The sequence below is a fragment of the Burkholderia sp. AU45274 genome (genome assembly GCF_030482505.1).
Taxonomy (GTDB): domain Bacteria; phylum Pseudomonadota; class Gammaproteobacteria; order Burkholderiales; family Burkholderiaceae; genus Burkholderia.
Map to the genome: position 1 here is coordinate 32076 of NZ_JAUJQE010000004.1, position 15671 is coordinate 47746.

A 15671-nucleotide genomic window follows, 5' to 3' on the forward strand; every position below is an offset into this window, starting at 1 on the left:
AAGCACAACACACGCTACTCGTTTGGAGAGATTCATGGTCGCCACCGCAAAAGCCAGGCCGCGCGCACTGATCATCGGCGGCTCGCTCGGCGGGCTCTTTACTGCAACGACGCTGCAAGCCGCGGGGTGGGACGTCGACATCTTCGAGCGCTCCCCGAGTGAACTGGACAGCCGAGGGGGTGGAATCGTGTTGCAGGGCGACGTCCTGTCAGCGTTTCATTTCGCCGGAATTCAGACCGACGCCGCGCTCGGCGTGCGGTCGGGCGACCGCATCTACCTGGACCGTACCGATCGCGTCATCCAGCGCAGCTTCATGCCGCAGACCCAGACGTCCTGGAACATGCTCTACGGCACGATGAAGGCGCACCTGCCCGCGCAGGTCTTTCATCCGGGCGAGCGCTTCGTCCGCTTTGAACAGAACGGCGACCGGATCACCGCCTGCTTTGCCAGCGGCCGCATCGAAACCGGCGATCTGCTCGTCGGCGCGGACGGCGCACGCTCCACGGTCCGAGAACAAGTTTCTGCCGGCCTGGCACCCACCTACGCCGGATATGTCGCGTGGCGCGGGCTCGTTCCTGAAGCGGCACTCCCGGCAAGCGCCGCGGATGTTCTCAAGGGAACCTTTGCCTTCCAGCAAGGCCCCGGTCACCTGATGCTCGAATATCTCGTCCCGGGCGAAGACCTGTCGACGCAGGAAGGTCAGCGGCGCTGGAACTGGGTGTGGTACCGGAAGGTTGCCCACGGCGAAGAACTCTCATCGTTATTGACCGACCGCTCCGGGATACGCCACTCGTTTTCGCTGCCTCCGGGCGCATTGAAAGACGAAGACCTCGCCAGCCTGACGCAGGCGTCGAAGGCGCTTCTCGCGCCGACTTTCCAGACGTTGGTTGAAGCCACCCACGAACCGTTCGTCCAGGCCATCCTGGATCTGCAGGTGAAGCAGATGGTGTATGGCAGAGCGATCCTGCTGGGCGACGCCGCCTTCGTTCCGCGCCCTCATACCGCGGGCAGTACCGCCAAGGCAGCCGCCAACGCATTGACGTTGGCCTCGGCGCTGCAATCCGCGGATTCCGACATCGATGCAGCCTTGTCACGTTGGCAGGCTGAACAATCGAGTCAGGGCATCGACATGACCGAATGGGGAATGAACATCGGCGACCGGATCATGGGCATCCCGCGCAGCCATGTCGTCCTGACGAGCGCTTGAGCAACAACGGCCGCACATACTGGCGCGAAGCCGTGTGGCGGCGGCGTCGGGCACACGTCGCCAAGCGGAAGCGGCTATCGTCGCGGAACACGGGCAGCGCTGCGCGATCGTGTGCTCGGAAGCGGTGTGGTGGCGCTGCCACCGGCGGATCGTGTCCGACTACCTGATCGCGCGCGGCGAAACGGTGCTGCACATCATGGGCCCCCACCGCGTGGAACCCGCGCACCTGACGGCCGGCGCGGTGATCCGGCCTGACGGCACGATCGTCTATCCGGACGCCGGGGACGACGCCACGGCGCCGGGGGCAACCGCGCCCCCGAACGCATAGCGCGGCGCCCCGTTCGATGGCACGGCCGGCAGCGCGTCGCGAACATCGTCAGTTCCGCGCCGATGCGGCCGAGCCATTCGCCTGCATCAGGCTCGTGCGCACCGCCGGCATCCCCGACGTCACCGCGCCGCCGGCCGGAATCGTCCCGGACGGGGAAGCACCGACCGGCGTCGCCAGCGCCACGCCACCCAGTGAATTGCCGTACGCGACGATATCGGCGGCCGGGCAGTTGTTCGTCAGCAGCGACACCGGCATGCCGGCGATCGACGCGAGCGCCGTGTCGGCCACCGCGAAATGGCAGACGTTCCCCACCGCCCGGAAGCCGTCATAGCCCGAGCCCGATACGCGGTTGCCCTTCACGACGACGTACGACACCGTCCCCGACCAGGTATCGAGTTCGATCGCGGCCTGATGGGTAGGCGGCAGGCCGTTGTTCGCATTCGTGCCGTCCTGGATCGCGCCGACGACGTTGTTCTCGATCAGCACGTCCGACACGCCGTAGGTTTTCCAGCTATCCTCCTGCGCGACCAGGATGCCGGCCGCCTTCTGCACGCCGCTGACGGTGTTGTTCGAAATCGTCACGGTCCGCCCGCCGACCACGGAGATGCCCCGCCCCCAGTAGTTGCCCGATACCGTGTTCCCGTCAATCAACACGTTGGCGCTGAGGCGGCCGTCACCCTGGTAGCTGACGACGGCGATCAGGTCGTCCCCGGTGTTCTTCACCGTGTTGCCGCGCACCAGCACGTTGGTCGAGCCGTACGTGGTGTGGATGCCGTCGGCCAGCGTCGCCTGCACGGTGTTGCCCACGATCGCCACGCTGTTGCCGCCGAACACGAAGATCCCGGCGCTGGCGCCACCCTGGATCGTCACGCCGAGCACCTGGACGCCGGTGCCCGTCACCTCGACCTTCGTCGATGCGGGCGTCGTCAGCCGCGTCGTACCCGTGCCGACCAGCGTGACGCCGACGAGCGTCGAACCGCTGCCGCTCATCACGATGGTCTGATCAGCCGGGTTGGTCGCAACCAGCGTCGCGCCATAGCCCGAGATCACGACGTCCGCCTTGGACACCGTCAGCGACCGGCCGACGATGTAGCGTCCCGGCGCGAGCACGAGGCGCTGGCCCGGCTGCAATGCCTCGAACGCGGCCTGCAGCGCGTCGGCCTGGTCGCCGCCGTTCGCCGTCGGCTGGACGGTCACGGTCGAAAGCGCCGGCGCGCTGCGCGACGGATGCGCATGACGAGCACCGCCCGGCGTGTAGGCGGCCGCCGGCGATGCGGCGAAACATGCGGTGCAGATCAGACAGACGGCCGTACTCGGACCGACCCCTCGAAACGACTTTTTCATGGTTGTTCTCTCACGCCCGTTCGCCCGCGACGACCGGCCAACGGCTGGCGGTCGCGAGGCGTTCGAGCAACGGCGATCACACGGCGCGTGACACACGCGGCGCACCATCCCGACTGCGACATTCATTTGCTCCGCCGATGCGGCGGAGCAACGGCAACGAAGCGCCGTCGCGTGGCCGCGATCGACACCCGGTCGCCTGTTCGCCCGCCGGCGCCCATGCGTGTCCCCCGAGGAAAGGCGGCCCGATTCCGACGCGCCGGCACCGCGTGGCCGGAATCGAACCCGTCAACAGGAACTGCGTTCCCGAGCGCACCGGACGCCGGCTGACCCCCAACCCTGCCGGTTCTTTCCCGCCGCTCATCAACCAGTCTATTTCACGCGCGTCGTTCGACAATCCGACATTGGCCGCGCGACGTCGTAAGACCGCCCGTCTGCCCGCCCGGGCCATCCTCGACCTTGGTCGCGGGCCAGCCGGCACCGTGGGCTGCGCCGGCCAGGAAGGCCCGCGACGACACCGCGGTCGCACCCATTCACGCCGCCCGCGGTCCTGCATTACCATCGTGCGTTCGCCGCGCCTGCCCGCTTCCGGCAGGTGAGCCCCGCCACCTTCCGCGCCCGCTCCCATGCTCGCTCTCGTCATCCTCGCCGGCCTGTGGGCCGGACTGCAGAACACCCTGGCCGGCGGCGGCTCGTTCGTCACGCTGCCCGCGCTGATCGTGTCGGGCATGTCGCCGCTCGCGGCGAACATCACGTCGACGGTCGCGCTGTTTCCCGCGCAGGTCACGACCGGCTGGGCGAGCCGCAAGATGGTGCGCGGCGTCGGCAGGCTGTCGTTTCGCGCGATGTTCTTCATCAGCGTGGTCGGCGGTGCGCTCGGCGGGCTGCTGTTGCTGAAGACTCCGTCGTCGATCTTCTCGCGCCTCGTGCCGTGGCTCGTGCTGTTCGCGACGATCGTGTTCGCGTGGGGCAGCTTTTTCCGCAAGCCGGGCGAAGGCACGGCCCACCTCGGCACCGTCCCCGCCGCGCTCTCGCAGTTCATGATCGCGATCTACGGCGGCTACTTCGGCGGCGGGCTCGGCTTCCTGATGATGGCCGTGCTGACGATGGCCGGCCTGTCGCCGCGCCACGCGATGTCGACGAAGAACGCGCTCGCGGGCGTGATGAACGCATCGGCCGTCGTGCTGTTCCTGACGTCGCCGCACCTGCACTGGGGCAAGGCGCTCGCGCTCGGCGGCGGCGCGATCGTCGGCGGGCTGCTCGGCACCTGGGCGCTGCATCGCGTGAACGAACGCGTGCTGCGGATCGGGATCGTCTGCATCGGCGCGGTGCTGACCGTCGGGTTGTTCGCCAAGCCGATCTGACGCGCGCCCACGCCTGCCGCCATCGCGGCAATTGATGAGCAAACCGCAAGACGTCTTTCGCATATCTCGTTTGCCGTGACGACGGTGTCCGCCCACAATCCGGGGGGGCGTCGTCATCGCCCTCTCGCGGGCACCGACCGGCACTTCGCGGCCGCCATTCCGATTCACCGCCGGCGGCCCGGCACATCGCGTCACACACGCTCCCTCGACATCGGCGCCCCATGCGGCGGCAGCACGCTTGCCGCCGCGCGGCCCGATGCGTTCCCGGCCAACGGGCCAACAATAACTAGAGGTAGGAGATGCAGGACAACTCGTTGAGGCAAAGCCTCAAGCAACGGCACATCACGATGATCGCGCTTGGCGGCGTGATCGGCGCGGGCCTGTTCGTCGGCTCCGGCGCCATCATCGCGACCGCCGGCCCCGCGGCGATCCTGTCGTACCTGATCGGCGGCGTGATCGTCACGCTGGTCATGTTCATGCTCGGCGAAATGGCGTCCCGCAACCCCGACAGCGGATCGTTCTCCACCTACGCAAGCAGCTATCTCGGCGAATGGGCCGGCTTCGCGGTCGGCTGGCTGTACTGGTTCAAGTCGATGATGACGATCACCGTCGAGGCGATCCTGCTCGGTGCGATCCTCCACGATTTCCTGCCGTGGCTGCCGGTGTGGGGCGGCGCGCTGTTCATGCTCGTCACGCTGATCGCGAGCAACGCGTACTCGGTGCGCTCGTTCGGCGAAGCGGAATACTGGCTGTCGTTCGCGAAGGTGACGACGATCATCATCTTCATGGCGCTCGGCGCATCGATCCTGCTCGGCTTCCAGCCGCGCATTCCCGCGCCGGGGCTCGTGAACCTGACCGATCACGGCGGCTTCATGCCGAACGGCATGGCGCCCGTGCTGGCCGGCGTGATGGTCGTGATCTTCTCGCTCGGCGGCAGCGAAATCGCGGCCGTCGCGGCGGGCGAATCCGAGAACCCGAGCAAGAACGTGATCCGGGCGATCAAGAGCGTGATCGTGCGCGTGATGGTGTTCTACGTCGGCTCGGTGTCGATCCTGATCCTGTGCATGCCGTGGACCGACAAGGCCAACCTGAAATCGCCGTACGTGTCGCTGTTCAGCATGGCGGGCTTCACGGGCGCGGCCGTCGCGATGAAGATCGTGCTGTTCGTGTCGTTCATGTCGGTGATGAACTCGTTCCTGTTCTCGAACTCGCGCATGCTGTTCTCGCTCAGCCAGCGCGGCCACGCGCCCGCGATGTTCGGCCGGACCAACGCGAAAGGCGTGCCGATGAACGCGCTCGTGCTGTGTCTCGCGATCTGCGTGTCGATCCTCGGCGTTCACTTCGTGAGCGGCGGCGACCTGTTCCTGATGCTCGCGAAGAGCAGCGGCGCGTTCGTGATGATCGTGTGGATCTTCATCATCGTCGCGCACTTCGCGATGCGCCGGCAGGAGAAGCACGCGCCGCGCGATCCGCAGGCGTTCCGCGCGTGGTTTTATCCGGTGTCGAACTGGATCGCGCTGCTGGCGCTGGTGGCCGTGCTCGGCTCGCAGGCGTTCAACCCGGATTCGCGCTTCCAGTTCTGGTTCACGGTATTGACGGCGCTGGCGATCGTCGCGGCCTATTTCCTGCGCCGCAAGCCGGCACAACTCGGCGAGACGGCCGGCGCGAAGGCGCGCTGACCGTTGCTCCGGGCGAGCGGCGCGCCGGTCGGCCGCCGCTCGGTTGCTCGACGTCTCAGTCGCTCGACGTCTCGGTTGCTCAATCCCTTGGCCGCTCAGCCGAACGGCCGCACGCCGATCAGCCAGCCGTGCAGGAACCGCGCGAAGACCGCCCACACGACGAGCCCGGCCACGATCGCCACGACGTCGCCCGACAGCCTGCCCGCCGGATAGCGCACGCCGTCGCGGCGATCCCGCGCGCGCCACACGACGAAATCGACCAGCGCCCATACGAAGAACGCGCCGAACAGCACGACTGCGTGCAACGTGCCGTTCGCGAGCAGGTGCGCGATGGCCCACACCGCCACGCCGGCCACCATCGGATGGCCGACCAGCGTCTTGATGCGGTTGCCGGGCACGTAGGAGGCGGCGATCAGCACGAACGCGATCGCGGTCAGCATGCCGGTGAGGTGGCGCACGCCGACGGGCGACACCCACAGCAGCGTCGCGCCCTGGCGCGCGATGCCGTACCCCCAGATGATCAGCACGAAGCCGATGATCGACGCGATCGCATAGGGGCCCTTCCAGCGCTTCTCGCCGATCCGCTCGATCGTCGCTGACCGCCAGCCGTCCGCGACGATCCGGATCGAGTGCACACCGAGGAAGATCGCTAAACCGAGAATCAGGACGAGCATCGGCTGTCTCCGTCTGGAATGATGAGTGGGGGGAAGCGTCCCGCGCGGCGTACGATGCGCCGTTCGCGGAGCCGGTGGCGAGGCCGGCGAGGGTCGCGCCAGGCACGGGTGCAACCCGCGCCGATCATAAACGCCGAGGCCGCCGTTGTGAAGCATGGGGGATGTGCGGTGCGGCACGCGCTTGACGCTTTCGTGACTGTGTCCCTCCCCGGCTGCCCTTGTGCCAGCCGGCGCATGTCGCGTGAATCGTCGGGCGACGGCCGGGGCGACAAAAAAGAAAAGTCGCGCGGCTTTCGCTTCGCGCGGCCGGCACTATGTTTGCTTGCGCTTCGCCGGGGATTTCGCTGCCGGTGTCGACGTCGGCTTGATCGTTCGCTTCGATGCCGACTTGGCTTCCTGTGCAGAAGCAGGCTTCGGCGACGCTTTCGATGCCGGTTTGGCGATTCGCTTCGACGCGGGCTTCGCTTCTTGAACCGGCGCAGCTTTCGCCACCGCCCTGGCCTTGCGCTTCGGCGGCCCCGCCAGCAGCGCCGCGCGATACGCGCTGCGACACCAGTCGAACAGCGCGCCGGCATCCTCGAGCACGTCGGCCGGCGTTTCGTAATAGCCGTCGAGCGAAACCGTGCGCGTGGGCCGCTCGTACGAGAACGGCCCCATCCCCGCCGCGACGAACGCCGGACGGTTCACGTCATCCACACGCAGGAACAGCGACCCGCGCGACATGAAGCCGAACATCACGCCGTCGAGCCGCAGCGCCGCACCGCTGAAGAAGCGCGCGACCGTGACGTTGCCGAGCGGCGCGAGCTGATACGCGATCTCCTCGCCGTGCGCCTGTTCCGATTGCCAGCTCATGCGGATGCCCTGCAGCGCTGCGTCCACGCGTCGAGCTCGGCTTCGTCGAAGCCGATCGCCGCCGCGCTCTCGCGAATCTGCCGCCACGTCGCGCGATCGACCGGGATGCCGCCGGCACCGCGCGCCGCGCGGCTCGCTTCCTCCGGCTCGCCCGGCACCTGCACCGGCGCATCGCCCGCCTGCGGCGACGCCTTCGCCCATGCGACGAACGCATCGGCTTCGCGCTGCGCGTCGGCCGCATCGAACGCGTTCGGGTCGATCAGCACCGACAGCATCCCGTTGACGATCGCGCTCGTCTTCTGCAGCGTGTCACCGTAGGTCGTATGCCCGCCGACGAGCGCGCCGCCGAAAATCTCGCACATCGCCGCCAGCGCGTACCCCTTGTGCAGCCCGAACGGCAGCAGCGCACCGAACGGCTGTTCATGCATCACGGCCGGATCGTCGGTCGGCTGGCCGCGAGAATCGATCAGCGACCCGGCCGGCACGCGCTTGCCCTGGTTGTACGCGACGCGCGTCTTGCCGTACGCGATCGCGCTCGTCGCGAAATCGAGCAGCAGCGGCGGCTGGCCCGCACGCGGATACGCGGCGCAGAACGGGTTCGTGCCGAAGCGCGGATCGGTGCCGTGCAGCGGCGCGACCAGCAGGTCGCCCGGCACGTTGACGAAATGGAACGACACGAGCCCCGAACGCGCGCACTGCTCGGCCCAATGCCCGATGCGGCCGAGATGATGCACGTCGCGCAGCCCGATCGCGCAGATGCCCATGCGTCGCGCACGGTCGATCCCTTCGACCATCGCCTCGAACGCGATCACCTGGCCGAAGCCGCGCCCACCGTCGATCGTCAGCACCGCGCCGCCGTCGCGCGCGATCGACGCGTGCCCGTTCAGCTGCAACTGCCCTTCCCGCCACGACGCGACGTAGTTCGGGATCATCCCGATCCCGTGCGAATCGTGGCCCGCGAGATTCGCGCCGACCAGGTGATCGGCGACGAGCCTTGCCTCGCGCTCGCTGCTGCCGGCCCGCTCCCAGAGTGCCGCGACGAATGCATGCAGCGGTTCGGCGCGCATGCGCAGCGGTTCGGTATCGGGCGTCGGCAGTGCGGTCATCGGCAAGGTTCCGTGAGGGTGGGTCGGACAGTGGTCACTGCTGAGCGCGAAGCAATCAGCGCGCGGTCGCGATCACGTCCGCGACCGCCGCCGTCAGCTTCTTCGCATACGGCACGTGCAGGAATTCGTTCGGGCCATGCGCGTTCGACTTCGGCCCGAGCACGCCGCACACCATGAACTGCGCGGACGGGAACCCTTCCTGCAGCACGTTCATCAGCGGGATCGTGCCGCCGAGCCCCATGTACGCGCAATCGGCGCCGAAGTGGCGGCGCGACGCGGCATCGAGCGACGACGCGAGCCACGGTGCGAGATCCGGCGCGCTCCAGCCCGTCGCGGCACCCGCGTCCGGCTTGAACGTGACCTTCGCGTTGTACGGCGGATCGAGTTCGAGCAGTTCCTTCAGCTGCTGCACGGCCTGCGCGGCGTCGACGAGCGGGGGCAGGCGCAGCGACAGCTTGAACGCGGTGCGCGGACGCAGCACGTTGCCCGCATCGGCGAGCGCCGGCAGGCCGGCCGCGCCGGTGACCGACAGCGACGGACGCCACGTCGAATTCAGCAGCGCCTCGCGCGGATCGGTCGTGGTCGGCAGCACCGGCTTGCCGTCCGCGCCGCAGGCCCACGGCAGCCCCTTCCATACGGCGTCGCCGAGGATCGATGCGGCCGCTTCGGCCTCGCGCACGCGGCTGTCGGGAATCTCGCAATGGAACACGCCCGGCAGCAGGTTGCCGTTCTTCGCGTCCTCGAGGCGCTCGAACAGCTGGCGCATCACGCGGAAGCTCGACGGCGCGATGCCGCCGAACACGCCCGAGTGCACGCCTTCCTCGAGCACCTCGACCTGCAGGTCGCCGGACACGAGCCCGCGCAGCGACGTGGTGAGCCACATCTGGTCGTAGTTGCCGGCGCCCGAATCGAGACACACGACGAGCGACACCTGGCCGAGCCGGTCGCGCAGCGCGTCGACGTACGGCAGCAGGTCGTAGCTGCCCGATTCCTCGCAGGTCTCGATCAGGCCGACGCAACGCGGCCGCTCGATGCCCTGCTCGTCGAGCGCGCCGAGCGCCGCGAGGCTCGCGTAGATCGCATAGCCGTCGTCCGCGCCGCCGCGGCCGTACAGCTTGCCGTTCTCGTACTTCGGCGTCCACGGGCCGAGGTCCGCGCGCCAGCCGTCGAATTCGGGCTGCTTGTCGAGGTGGCCGTACAGCAGGATCGTGTCGGTGCTGCCCGAGCGCGTGGCGGGCGATTCGAAGAAGATCACCGGCGTGCGGCCGGGCAGGCGCACGATCTCGAGCTTCAGGCCCTTCACGGGCTGGCGCTCGGCCCACTGCGCGGCATCGGTGACGACGCGCTCGAGATAGCCGCGTTTCGCCCAGTCGGGGTCGAATGCGGGGCTCTTCGCAGGGATCGCGATGTAGTCGGTCAGGGCGTGGAGGATTTCATCGTTCCACTTGCGCTCGATGAAGGTAACGAGCTTGTCATGGTCGAGGACGGGGGTAGTGTCGACGGAGGTCATGGTGGGGGTGCCTGGATCGGGCTGACGAAAACCCAGATGATACGCCGATGCTCCCGCGCCGGCGCCCCCTTCCCGGTCGCTCAGACCGCCTGCGGAAACGCGTCGCGCAGCCCCGCCGCACACGCCAGCGCGTCGCGCCACAGGCGTTGCGTCAGTTCGCCCGCATCCGCTTCACGCGCGAGCGCCGCGGCCTCGCCCGACCACAGCAGCGAGAAGTCGTCGCGGCCCTGCCGCTCGAATGCGCCGCGCAGCGGATCGACCGCGGCCGTCGCGAGCGGGAACGCCGGCGCGAGCGCGCTCATCGGCCCCTGCTCGCGCATGAAGCGCGTCAGCAGCCCGCGCGCGGGGCGGCCCGTGTACAGGTTGGTCATGCGTGTGCCGTCGTCGCGCGCGGCGCGCACCGCCGCGCGATGCTGTGCCGAGCGGCCGGCTTGCGGCGTCAGCAGGTAGCCCGTGCCGATCTGCACCGCGCGTGCACCGAGCGCGAACGCCGCCGCGATGCCGCGCCCGTCGGCGATCGCGCCGGCCGCGATCACCGGCACGCGCACCGCGTCGACGATCTGCGGCAGCAATGCGAACAGGCCCGGTTGCGCGTGGATGTCGTCGGTCAGGAACATCCCGCGATGGCCGCCCGCCTCCGCGCCCTGCGCGACGATCGCGTCGACGCCGCGCGCATCGAGCCAGCGCGCTTCCTCGACGGTCGTCGCGGACGACACCACCCACGCACCCGTGCGCCGCACGCGCTCGAGCAGCGCATCATCCGGCAACCCGAAATGGAAGCTGACGACGGCCGGGCGCAGCTCCTCGACGACCGCGCACATCGCATCGTCGAACGGCGCGCGGCCGGGGCCGCCCTTCACGTCGGCCGGATCGAGACCGGCTTCCGCGTAATAACCGGCGAGCGCCACACGCCAGCGTGCCTCGACCTCGGCGTCGGGCGCCGGCGGCGTGTGGCAGAAGAAGTTCACGTTGAACGGCGCGGGCGTGCGCGCCCGGATCGCCGCGATCTCGTCGCGCAGTTGCTGCGGGCCGAGCGCCGCGCACGCGAGCGAGCCGAGCCCGCCGGCTTCGCACACCGCGATCGCGAGCGGGCTCAGCGAACCGACCATCGGCGCCTGGATCAACGGCAAACGGGAAGGCAGCGTCGTCATCGGAATCGTCCTCGGGGAAGAAGCGGTGGTCGCGCGCGCCGGCGGCGCGCGTTTGATGCGCCCGATATTAACCGACAAACCCGAACCCCGATTGGTGCGCCATTTACGTCACGAATTGATTTAACCGAATCGGGAAAAATGATTATTTACTGCAGATTCAGCTGCGCGATCCCACCATCCATGGCCGAGACCAATGAAAAACGCCCACATCCTTACTGCACGGCTCACCCACACCCAAACTCAAACGTCGATTCACGGGTTTCAATGACATTCATCAATATTCAAGTTATTAAATACCGGCGTTTACCCTTATTAAAAACCACCAAGGCGATAACATGAAAACGTTAAATAAAACGACGATTCATGCCGGAATCGTCAACCGGCGCCACGCCGCGCCACTTCAACCGCAACACGTCTCGTCAAGGAGCGTCGCATGTCCGATGCCAGCTCGTCCTCCTCCCGCGCCGCCGCCCCGTCGGCCGCGGCTTCCGCGCCGAAAATCGGCGTCATTCCCGCCACGCTGATGGTCGCGGGCAACATGATGGGCTCCGGCGTCTTCATGCTGCCCGCGAACCTCGCCGCCACCGGCGGCATCGCGATCTTCGGCTGGCTGATCACCGTCGTCGGCGCCGTGTCGCTCGCGCTCGTGTTCGCGAAGCTCGCGGCGATCGACCCGGCCGCCGGCGGCCCGTATGCGTATGCGCGCAAGTCGTTCGGCCCGTACATGGGCTACCAGACCAACCTGATCTACTGGCTCGCGAACGTGCTCGGCAACGTCGGCCTCGCGGTCGCCGGCCTCGGCTACCTCACGCATTTCTTCCCGGTCCTGAAGGACCCGCTCGTGTTCGCGCTCGCGCAGATCTTCGTGATCTGGCTGTTCACGTACGCGAACATCCTCGGGCCGAACGTCGTCGGCCGCGTGCAGTCGGTCACGACGATCTTCGCGCTCGTGCCGATCCTCGGGATGGCCGTGTTCGGCTGGTTCTGGTTCAGCAAGGACGTGTACTTCGCCGGCTGGAACGTGTCGGGCACCAACAGCTTCAGCGCGATCGGCGCGACGCTGAACTTCACGCTGTGGGCGTTCATCGGCGTCGAGAGTGCGTCGGTATCGGCCGGCGTCGTCGAGAACCCGTCGCGCAACGTGCCGATCGCAACCGTCGGCGGTGTCGTGCTCGCGGCCGTCTGCTACGTGCTCAGCTCGACCGTGATCATGGGGATGATCCCGAACAAGGCGCTGCTCGCCTCGAGCGCGCCGTTCGCGGATGCCGCGCGCCTCGCGCTCGGCGACACGGCCGCGAACGCGGTCGCGATCTGCGCGGCGCTCGGCTGCCTCGGCTCGCTCGCGGGGTGGACGCTGCTGGTCGGCCAGACCGCGAAGGCGGCCGCCGACGACGGGCTGTTCGCCGGCGTGTTCGCCCGCGTGAACTCGAAGAACGTGCCGTCCGCGGGCCTCGCGATCGTCGCGCTGATCATGTCGGTGCAGGTGCTCGCGACGATGTCGCCCAGCGCCAGCGAGCAGTTCGGCAAGATCGCGTCGATCGCCGTGATCATGACGCTCTTGCCGTACATCTACTCGTGCATCGCGATCAAGGTGCTCGGCTACGGCAAGATGCCGTCGCACCAGTTCACGTTCTACACGATCGTCGGCCTGATCGGCGCCGTCTACGCGCTGTGGGCAATGGTCGGCTCCGACGGCCAGCAAACGCGCTGGTCGCTGATCTTCGTCGTCGCGACGATCGTCTTCTACGAGCTGTCGATCAACCGCCAGCGCGAGATCGAGGAAACCCACATCCATCCGGGCGGCCGCTCGCCGCGCTGGGTGCGCTATCTCGCGCTCGGCGTGACCATCGCCGCGCTCGCCGCCACCTTCTGGATCTCCGTGGGCCGTCACCAGGCCGACACCCTTCACGCGCGCTCGCCGGCCGTTGCCGCGAGCGTCCAGGCAACCCAGCAAACGGGGGATTAAACAATGACTGCTTCCTTGACCCAACCGGCCTTCCGCCGCCTCGGCATGAAGGCGCTGCTCGTGCAGCACGACATCGATGAACGCACGGCCACCGGGCGCGCCGCGACGGCACTTGCCGAGGAACTGCGCGCGCGGCTCGTCGACGTCGTGATCGCGACGTCCGCCGACGATGCGCGCGCGGTGGTTGCCGCCGATCCGGCGATCCAGTGCCTGCTGCTCAACTGGGAACTCGGCAACGACGCCGACCATGCGCCCGCGCAGGCCGTACTCGACGCGATGCGCGCACGCAACGCGACCGTGCCCGTGTTCCTGCTCGCGAGCCGCGCGAGCGCGTCCGCGATTCCGGTCGACGCGATGCGCAAGGCCGACGACTTCATCTGGATGCTGGAGGACACCACCGCGTTCATCGGCGGCCGCATCGTCGCCGCGATCGAGCGCTACCGCGAAACCGTGCTGCCACCGATGTTCCGCGCGCTCGCGAAGTTTTCCCGCGTGTACGAATACTCGTGGCACACGCCGGGCCACACGGGCGGCACCGCGTTCCTGAAATCGCCGGTCGGCCGTGCGTACTTCGAATTCTTCGGCGAATCGCTGTTCCGCTCCGACCTGTCGATCTCGGTCGGCGAACTCGGCTCGCTGCTCGATCACTCGGGCCCGATCGGCGAAAGCGAACGCTATGCGGCGCGCGTGTTCGGCGCGCATCGCACGTATCACGTGACGAACGGCTCGTCGATGTCGAACCGCGTGATCCTGATGGCGAGCGTCACGCGCAACCAGGTCGCGCTGTGCGACCGCAACTGCCACAAGTCGGCCGAGCACGCGATGACGATGTCGGGCGCGATTCCGACCTACCTGATTCCGTCGCGCAACCACTACGGGATCATCGGGCCGATCATGCCCGAGCGGCTGACGGCCGCCGCCGTGCGCCTCGCAATCGACGCGAACCCACTCGTGCGCGGCCGCGACGGCATCGACCCGACGCCCGTGCATGCGCTGATCACGAACTCGACGTACGACGGCCTCTGCTACAACGTCGCGCGCGTCGAGGCACTGCTCGGCCAGAGCGTCGATCGATTGCATTTCGACGAGGCATGGTACGGCTACGCGCGCTTCAACCCGATCTACCGCGACCGTCACGCGATGCACGGCGATCCGTCGCAACACGACGCGAGCAAGCCGACCGTGTTCGCGACGCAATCGACGCACAAGCTGCTCGCCGCGCTGTCGCAGGCATCGTTCATTCATGTTCGCGACGGCCGCAACCCGATCGAGCACGCCCGCTTCAACGAGGCGTACATGATGCATGCGTCGACGTCGCCGAACTACGCGATCATCGCGTCGAATGACGTGAGCGCCGCGATGATGGACGGCCCCGGCGGCGAGGCGCTGACCACCGACGCGATCCGCGAGGCCGTCGCGTTCCGCCAGATGCTGGCGCGCCTGCATACGGAATGCGCGGAGAACAACGACTGGTTCTTCAACGGCTGGCAGCCCGATAGCGTCGTCGATCGCAAGACGGGCCGGCGCGTGCGCTTCCACGAAGCGGACGAGACGCTGCTCGCCACCGATCCGTCGTGCTGGGTGCTGCATCCGGGCGACACGTGGCACGGCTTCGGCGAGATCGAGGACGACTACTGCATGCTCGATCCGATCAAGGTGTCGATCGTCACGCCGGGTGTCGCGGCGCACGGCGGGCTGATGCCGGTCGGCATTCCGGCGTCGGTCGTCACCGCGTATCTCGACCGGCACGGGATCGTCGTCGAGAAGACGACCGACTTCACGATCCTGTTCCTGTTCTCGCTCGGCGTGACGAAGGGCAAGTGGGGCACGCTGGTCAACACGCTGCTCGATTTCAAGCGCGACTACGATGCGAACGCGCCGCTCGAACAGGCGCTGCCCGAACTCGTCGCGCGTTATCCGGAACGCTACGGCAAGCTCGGCCTGCGCGACTTGTGCGACCTGATGTTCAGCGCAATGAGCGACCTGAAGACGACCGAGATGATGTCGCGCGGCTTCTCGACGCTGCCGAAGCCCGACTACAGCCCGGCCGAGGCGTTCGAGCATCTGGTGCACAACGACATCGAGATGCTGGAGCTCGCGGAGATGGAAGGCCGCACCGTCGCGACGGGCGTCGTGCCCTATCCGCCCGGCATTCCGCTGCTGATGCCCGGCGAGAACGCGGGGCCGGCCGACGGCCCGCTGCTCGGCTACCTGAAGGCGCTCGAGCAGTACGACCTGCGCTTCCCCGGCTTCACGCACGACACGCACGGTGTCGAGGTCGAGGACGGCGTGTATCGCATCGCGTGCATCAAGCAGAAGGCGCGCGATACCAACACGCGCTGAGTACGCAACGCAACCCGACGCCGTGCCGCCGCCCGGCGGCGCGCGTCGCCACTTGCAGCCGGCGTCGGCCGCTCAGGCGGCCGGCCTCTCTCGGTGAGGCGCGATCTTGCGCCACTGCGGTGTCATCGGAAGAAAACGTCGACAGGAATC

12 protein-coding genes are annotated in these 15671 nt (G+C 68.0%); 6 read left to right on the plus strand and 6 right to left on the minus strand.

Translation table 11 applies throughout. The features are described from left to right. The first annotated feature begins 34 nt into the window (after nt 1-34). Nucleotides 35-1207 carry an FAD binding domain-containing protein gene (locus QZM35_RS15975; protein WP_301776342.1) on the plus strand — a complete coding sequence of 391 codons (1173 nt, stop codon included), beginning with the start codon at nt 35-37 and terminating at the stop codon, nt 1205-1207. Between the two features lie 34 nt (nt 1208-1241). Beyond that, complete coding sequence (locus tag QZM35_RS15980; protein WP_301776343.1) at nt 1242-1535, plus strand: DUF488 family protein; 294 nt, start codon at nt 1242-1244, stop codon at nt 1533-1535. Nucleotides 1536-1583: 48 nt separating this feature from the next. Here the strand turns inward: QZM35_RS15980 and QZM35_RS15985 are convergent, their stop codons facing one another. After that, nucleotides 1584-2879 (minus strand): right-handed parallel beta-helix repeat-containing protein, encoded by a 1296-nt coding sequence (locus QZM35_RS15985; RefSeq protein WP_301776344.1) that lies wholly within the window; start codon nt 2877-2879, stop codon nt 1584-1586. A gap of 623 nt (nt 2880-3502) precedes the next feature. On the opposite strand from QZM35_RS15985, the gene QZM35_RS15990 reads away from it, so the two are divergent. Next, a complete protein-coding gene (locus QZM35_RS15990) occupies nt 3503-4240 on the plus strand; it encodes a sulfite exporter TauE/SafE family protein (RefSeq protein ID WP_089426996.1) in 738 nt (245 codons plus the stop codon). A 299-nt stretch (nt 4241-4539) separates the two neighbouring features. Further along, on the plus strand, nt 4540-5919 hold the full coding sequence (locus tag QZM35_RS15995; RefSeq protein WP_089433022.1) for an amino acid permease: 1380 nt from the start codon (nt 4540-4542) through the stop codon (nt 5917-5919). A gap of 95 nt (nt 5920-6014) precedes the next feature. Here the strand turns inward: QZM35_RS15995 and QZM35_RS16000 are convergent, their stop codons facing one another. The 5 genes from QZM35_RS16000 to QZM35_RS16020 form a co-directional block, all read right to left on the minus strand. After that, nucleotides 6015-6593, minus strand: a complete 579-nt coding sequence (locus QZM35_RS16000; protein WP_089433023.1) for an NnrU family protein — start codon at nt 6591-6593, stop codon at nt 6015-6017. Between the two features lie 312 nt (nt 6594-6905). Next, a complete protein-coding gene (locus QZM35_RS16005; RefSeq protein ID WP_089433339.1) occupies nt 6906-7445 on the minus strand; it encodes a TfoX/Sxy family protein in 540 nt (179 codons plus the stop codon). Beyond that, nucleotides 7442-8551: a malate/lactate/ureidoglycolate dehydrogenase gene (locus tag QZM35_RS16010; protein WP_089426993.1), complete on the minus strand. Its 1110-nt coding sequence runs from the start codon at nt 8549-8551 to the stop codon at nt 7442-7444. Before QZM35_RS16010 ends, QZM35_RS16005 begins: the two co-directional genes overlap by 4 nt. 55 nt (nt 8552-8606) lie before the next feature. Beyond that, nucleotides 8607-10061 carry a M20 family metallopeptidase gene (locus QZM35_RS16015; RefSeq protein ID WP_046548379.1) on the minus strand — a complete coding sequence of 485 codons (1455 nt, stop codon included), beginning with the start codon at nt 10059-10061 and terminating at the stop codon, nt 8607-8609. Nucleotides 10062-10141: 80 nt separating this feature from the next. Further along, nucleotides 10142-11212: a nitronate monooxygenase family protein gene (locus QZM35_RS16020; protein WP_301776345.1), complete on the minus strand. Its 1071-nt coding sequence runs from the start codon at nt 11210-11212 to the stop codon at nt 10142-10144. A gap of 433 nt (nt 11213-11645) precedes the next feature. On the opposite strand from QZM35_RS16020, the gene adiC reads away from it, so the two are divergent. After that, on the plus strand, nt 11646-13178 hold the full coding sequence (gene adiC / locus QZM35_RS16025) for an arginine/agmatine antiporter (RefSeq protein ID WP_089433026.1): 1533 nt from the start codon (nt 11646-11648) through the stop codon (nt 13176-13178). A 3-nt stretch (nt 13179-13181) separates the two neighbouring features. Then, nucleotides 13182-15521: an Orn/Lys/Arg decarboxylase N-terminal domain-containing protein gene (locus QZM35_RS16030; protein WP_301776346.1), complete on the plus strand. Its 2340-nt coding sequence runs from the start codon at nt 13182-13184 to the stop codon at nt 15519-15521. The last annotated feature ends 150 nt before the right edge of the window (nt 15522-15671 follow it).

Bases quoted from the DNA above. Each gene is read 5' to 3' on its own strand.
- QZM35_RS15975 (WP_301776342.1), top strand. From the start codon at position 35: ATGGTCGCCACCGCAAAAGCCAGGCCGCGCGCACTGATCATCGGCGGC.
- QZM35_RS15985 (WP_301776344.1), bottom strand. From the start codon at position 2,879: ATGAAAAAGTCGTTTCGAGGGGTCGGTCCGAGTACGGCCGTCTGTCTG.
- QZM35_RS15990 (WP_089426996.1), top strand. From the start codon at position 3,503: ATGCTCGCTCTCGTCATCCTCGCCGGCCTGTGGGCCGGACTGCAGAAC.
- QZM35_RS15995 (WP_089433022.1), top strand. From the start codon at position 4,540: ATGCAGGACAACTCGTTGAGGCAAAGCCTCAAGCAACGGCACATCACG.
- QZM35_RS16000 (WP_089433023.1), bottom strand. From the start codon at position 6,593: ATGCTCGTCCTGATTCTCGGTTTAGCGATCTTCCTCGGTGTGCACTCG.
- QZM35_RS16005 (WP_089433339.1), bottom strand. From the start codon at position 7,445: ATGAGCTGGCAATCGGAACAGGCGCACGGCGAGGAGATCGCGTATCAG.
- QZM35_RS16010 (WP_089426993.1), bottom strand. From the start codon at position 8,551: ATGACCGCACTGCCGACGCCCGATACCGAACCGCTGCGCATGCGCGCC.
- QZM35_RS16015 (WP_046548379.1), bottom strand. From the start codon at position 10,061: ATGACCTCCGTCGACACTACCCCCGTCCTCGACCATGACAAGCTCGTT.
- QZM35_RS16020 (WP_301776345.1), bottom strand. From the start codon at position 11,212: ATGACGACGCTGCCTTCCCGTTTGCCGTTGATCCAGGCGCCGATGGTC.
- adiC (WP_089433026.1), top strand. From the start codon at position 11,646: ATGTCCGATGCCAGCTCGTCCTCCTCCCGCGCCGCCGCCCCGTCGGCC.
- QZM35_RS16030 (WP_301776346.1), top strand. From the start codon at position 13,182: ATGACTGCTTCCTTGACCCAACCGGCCTTCCGCCGCCTCGGCATGAAG.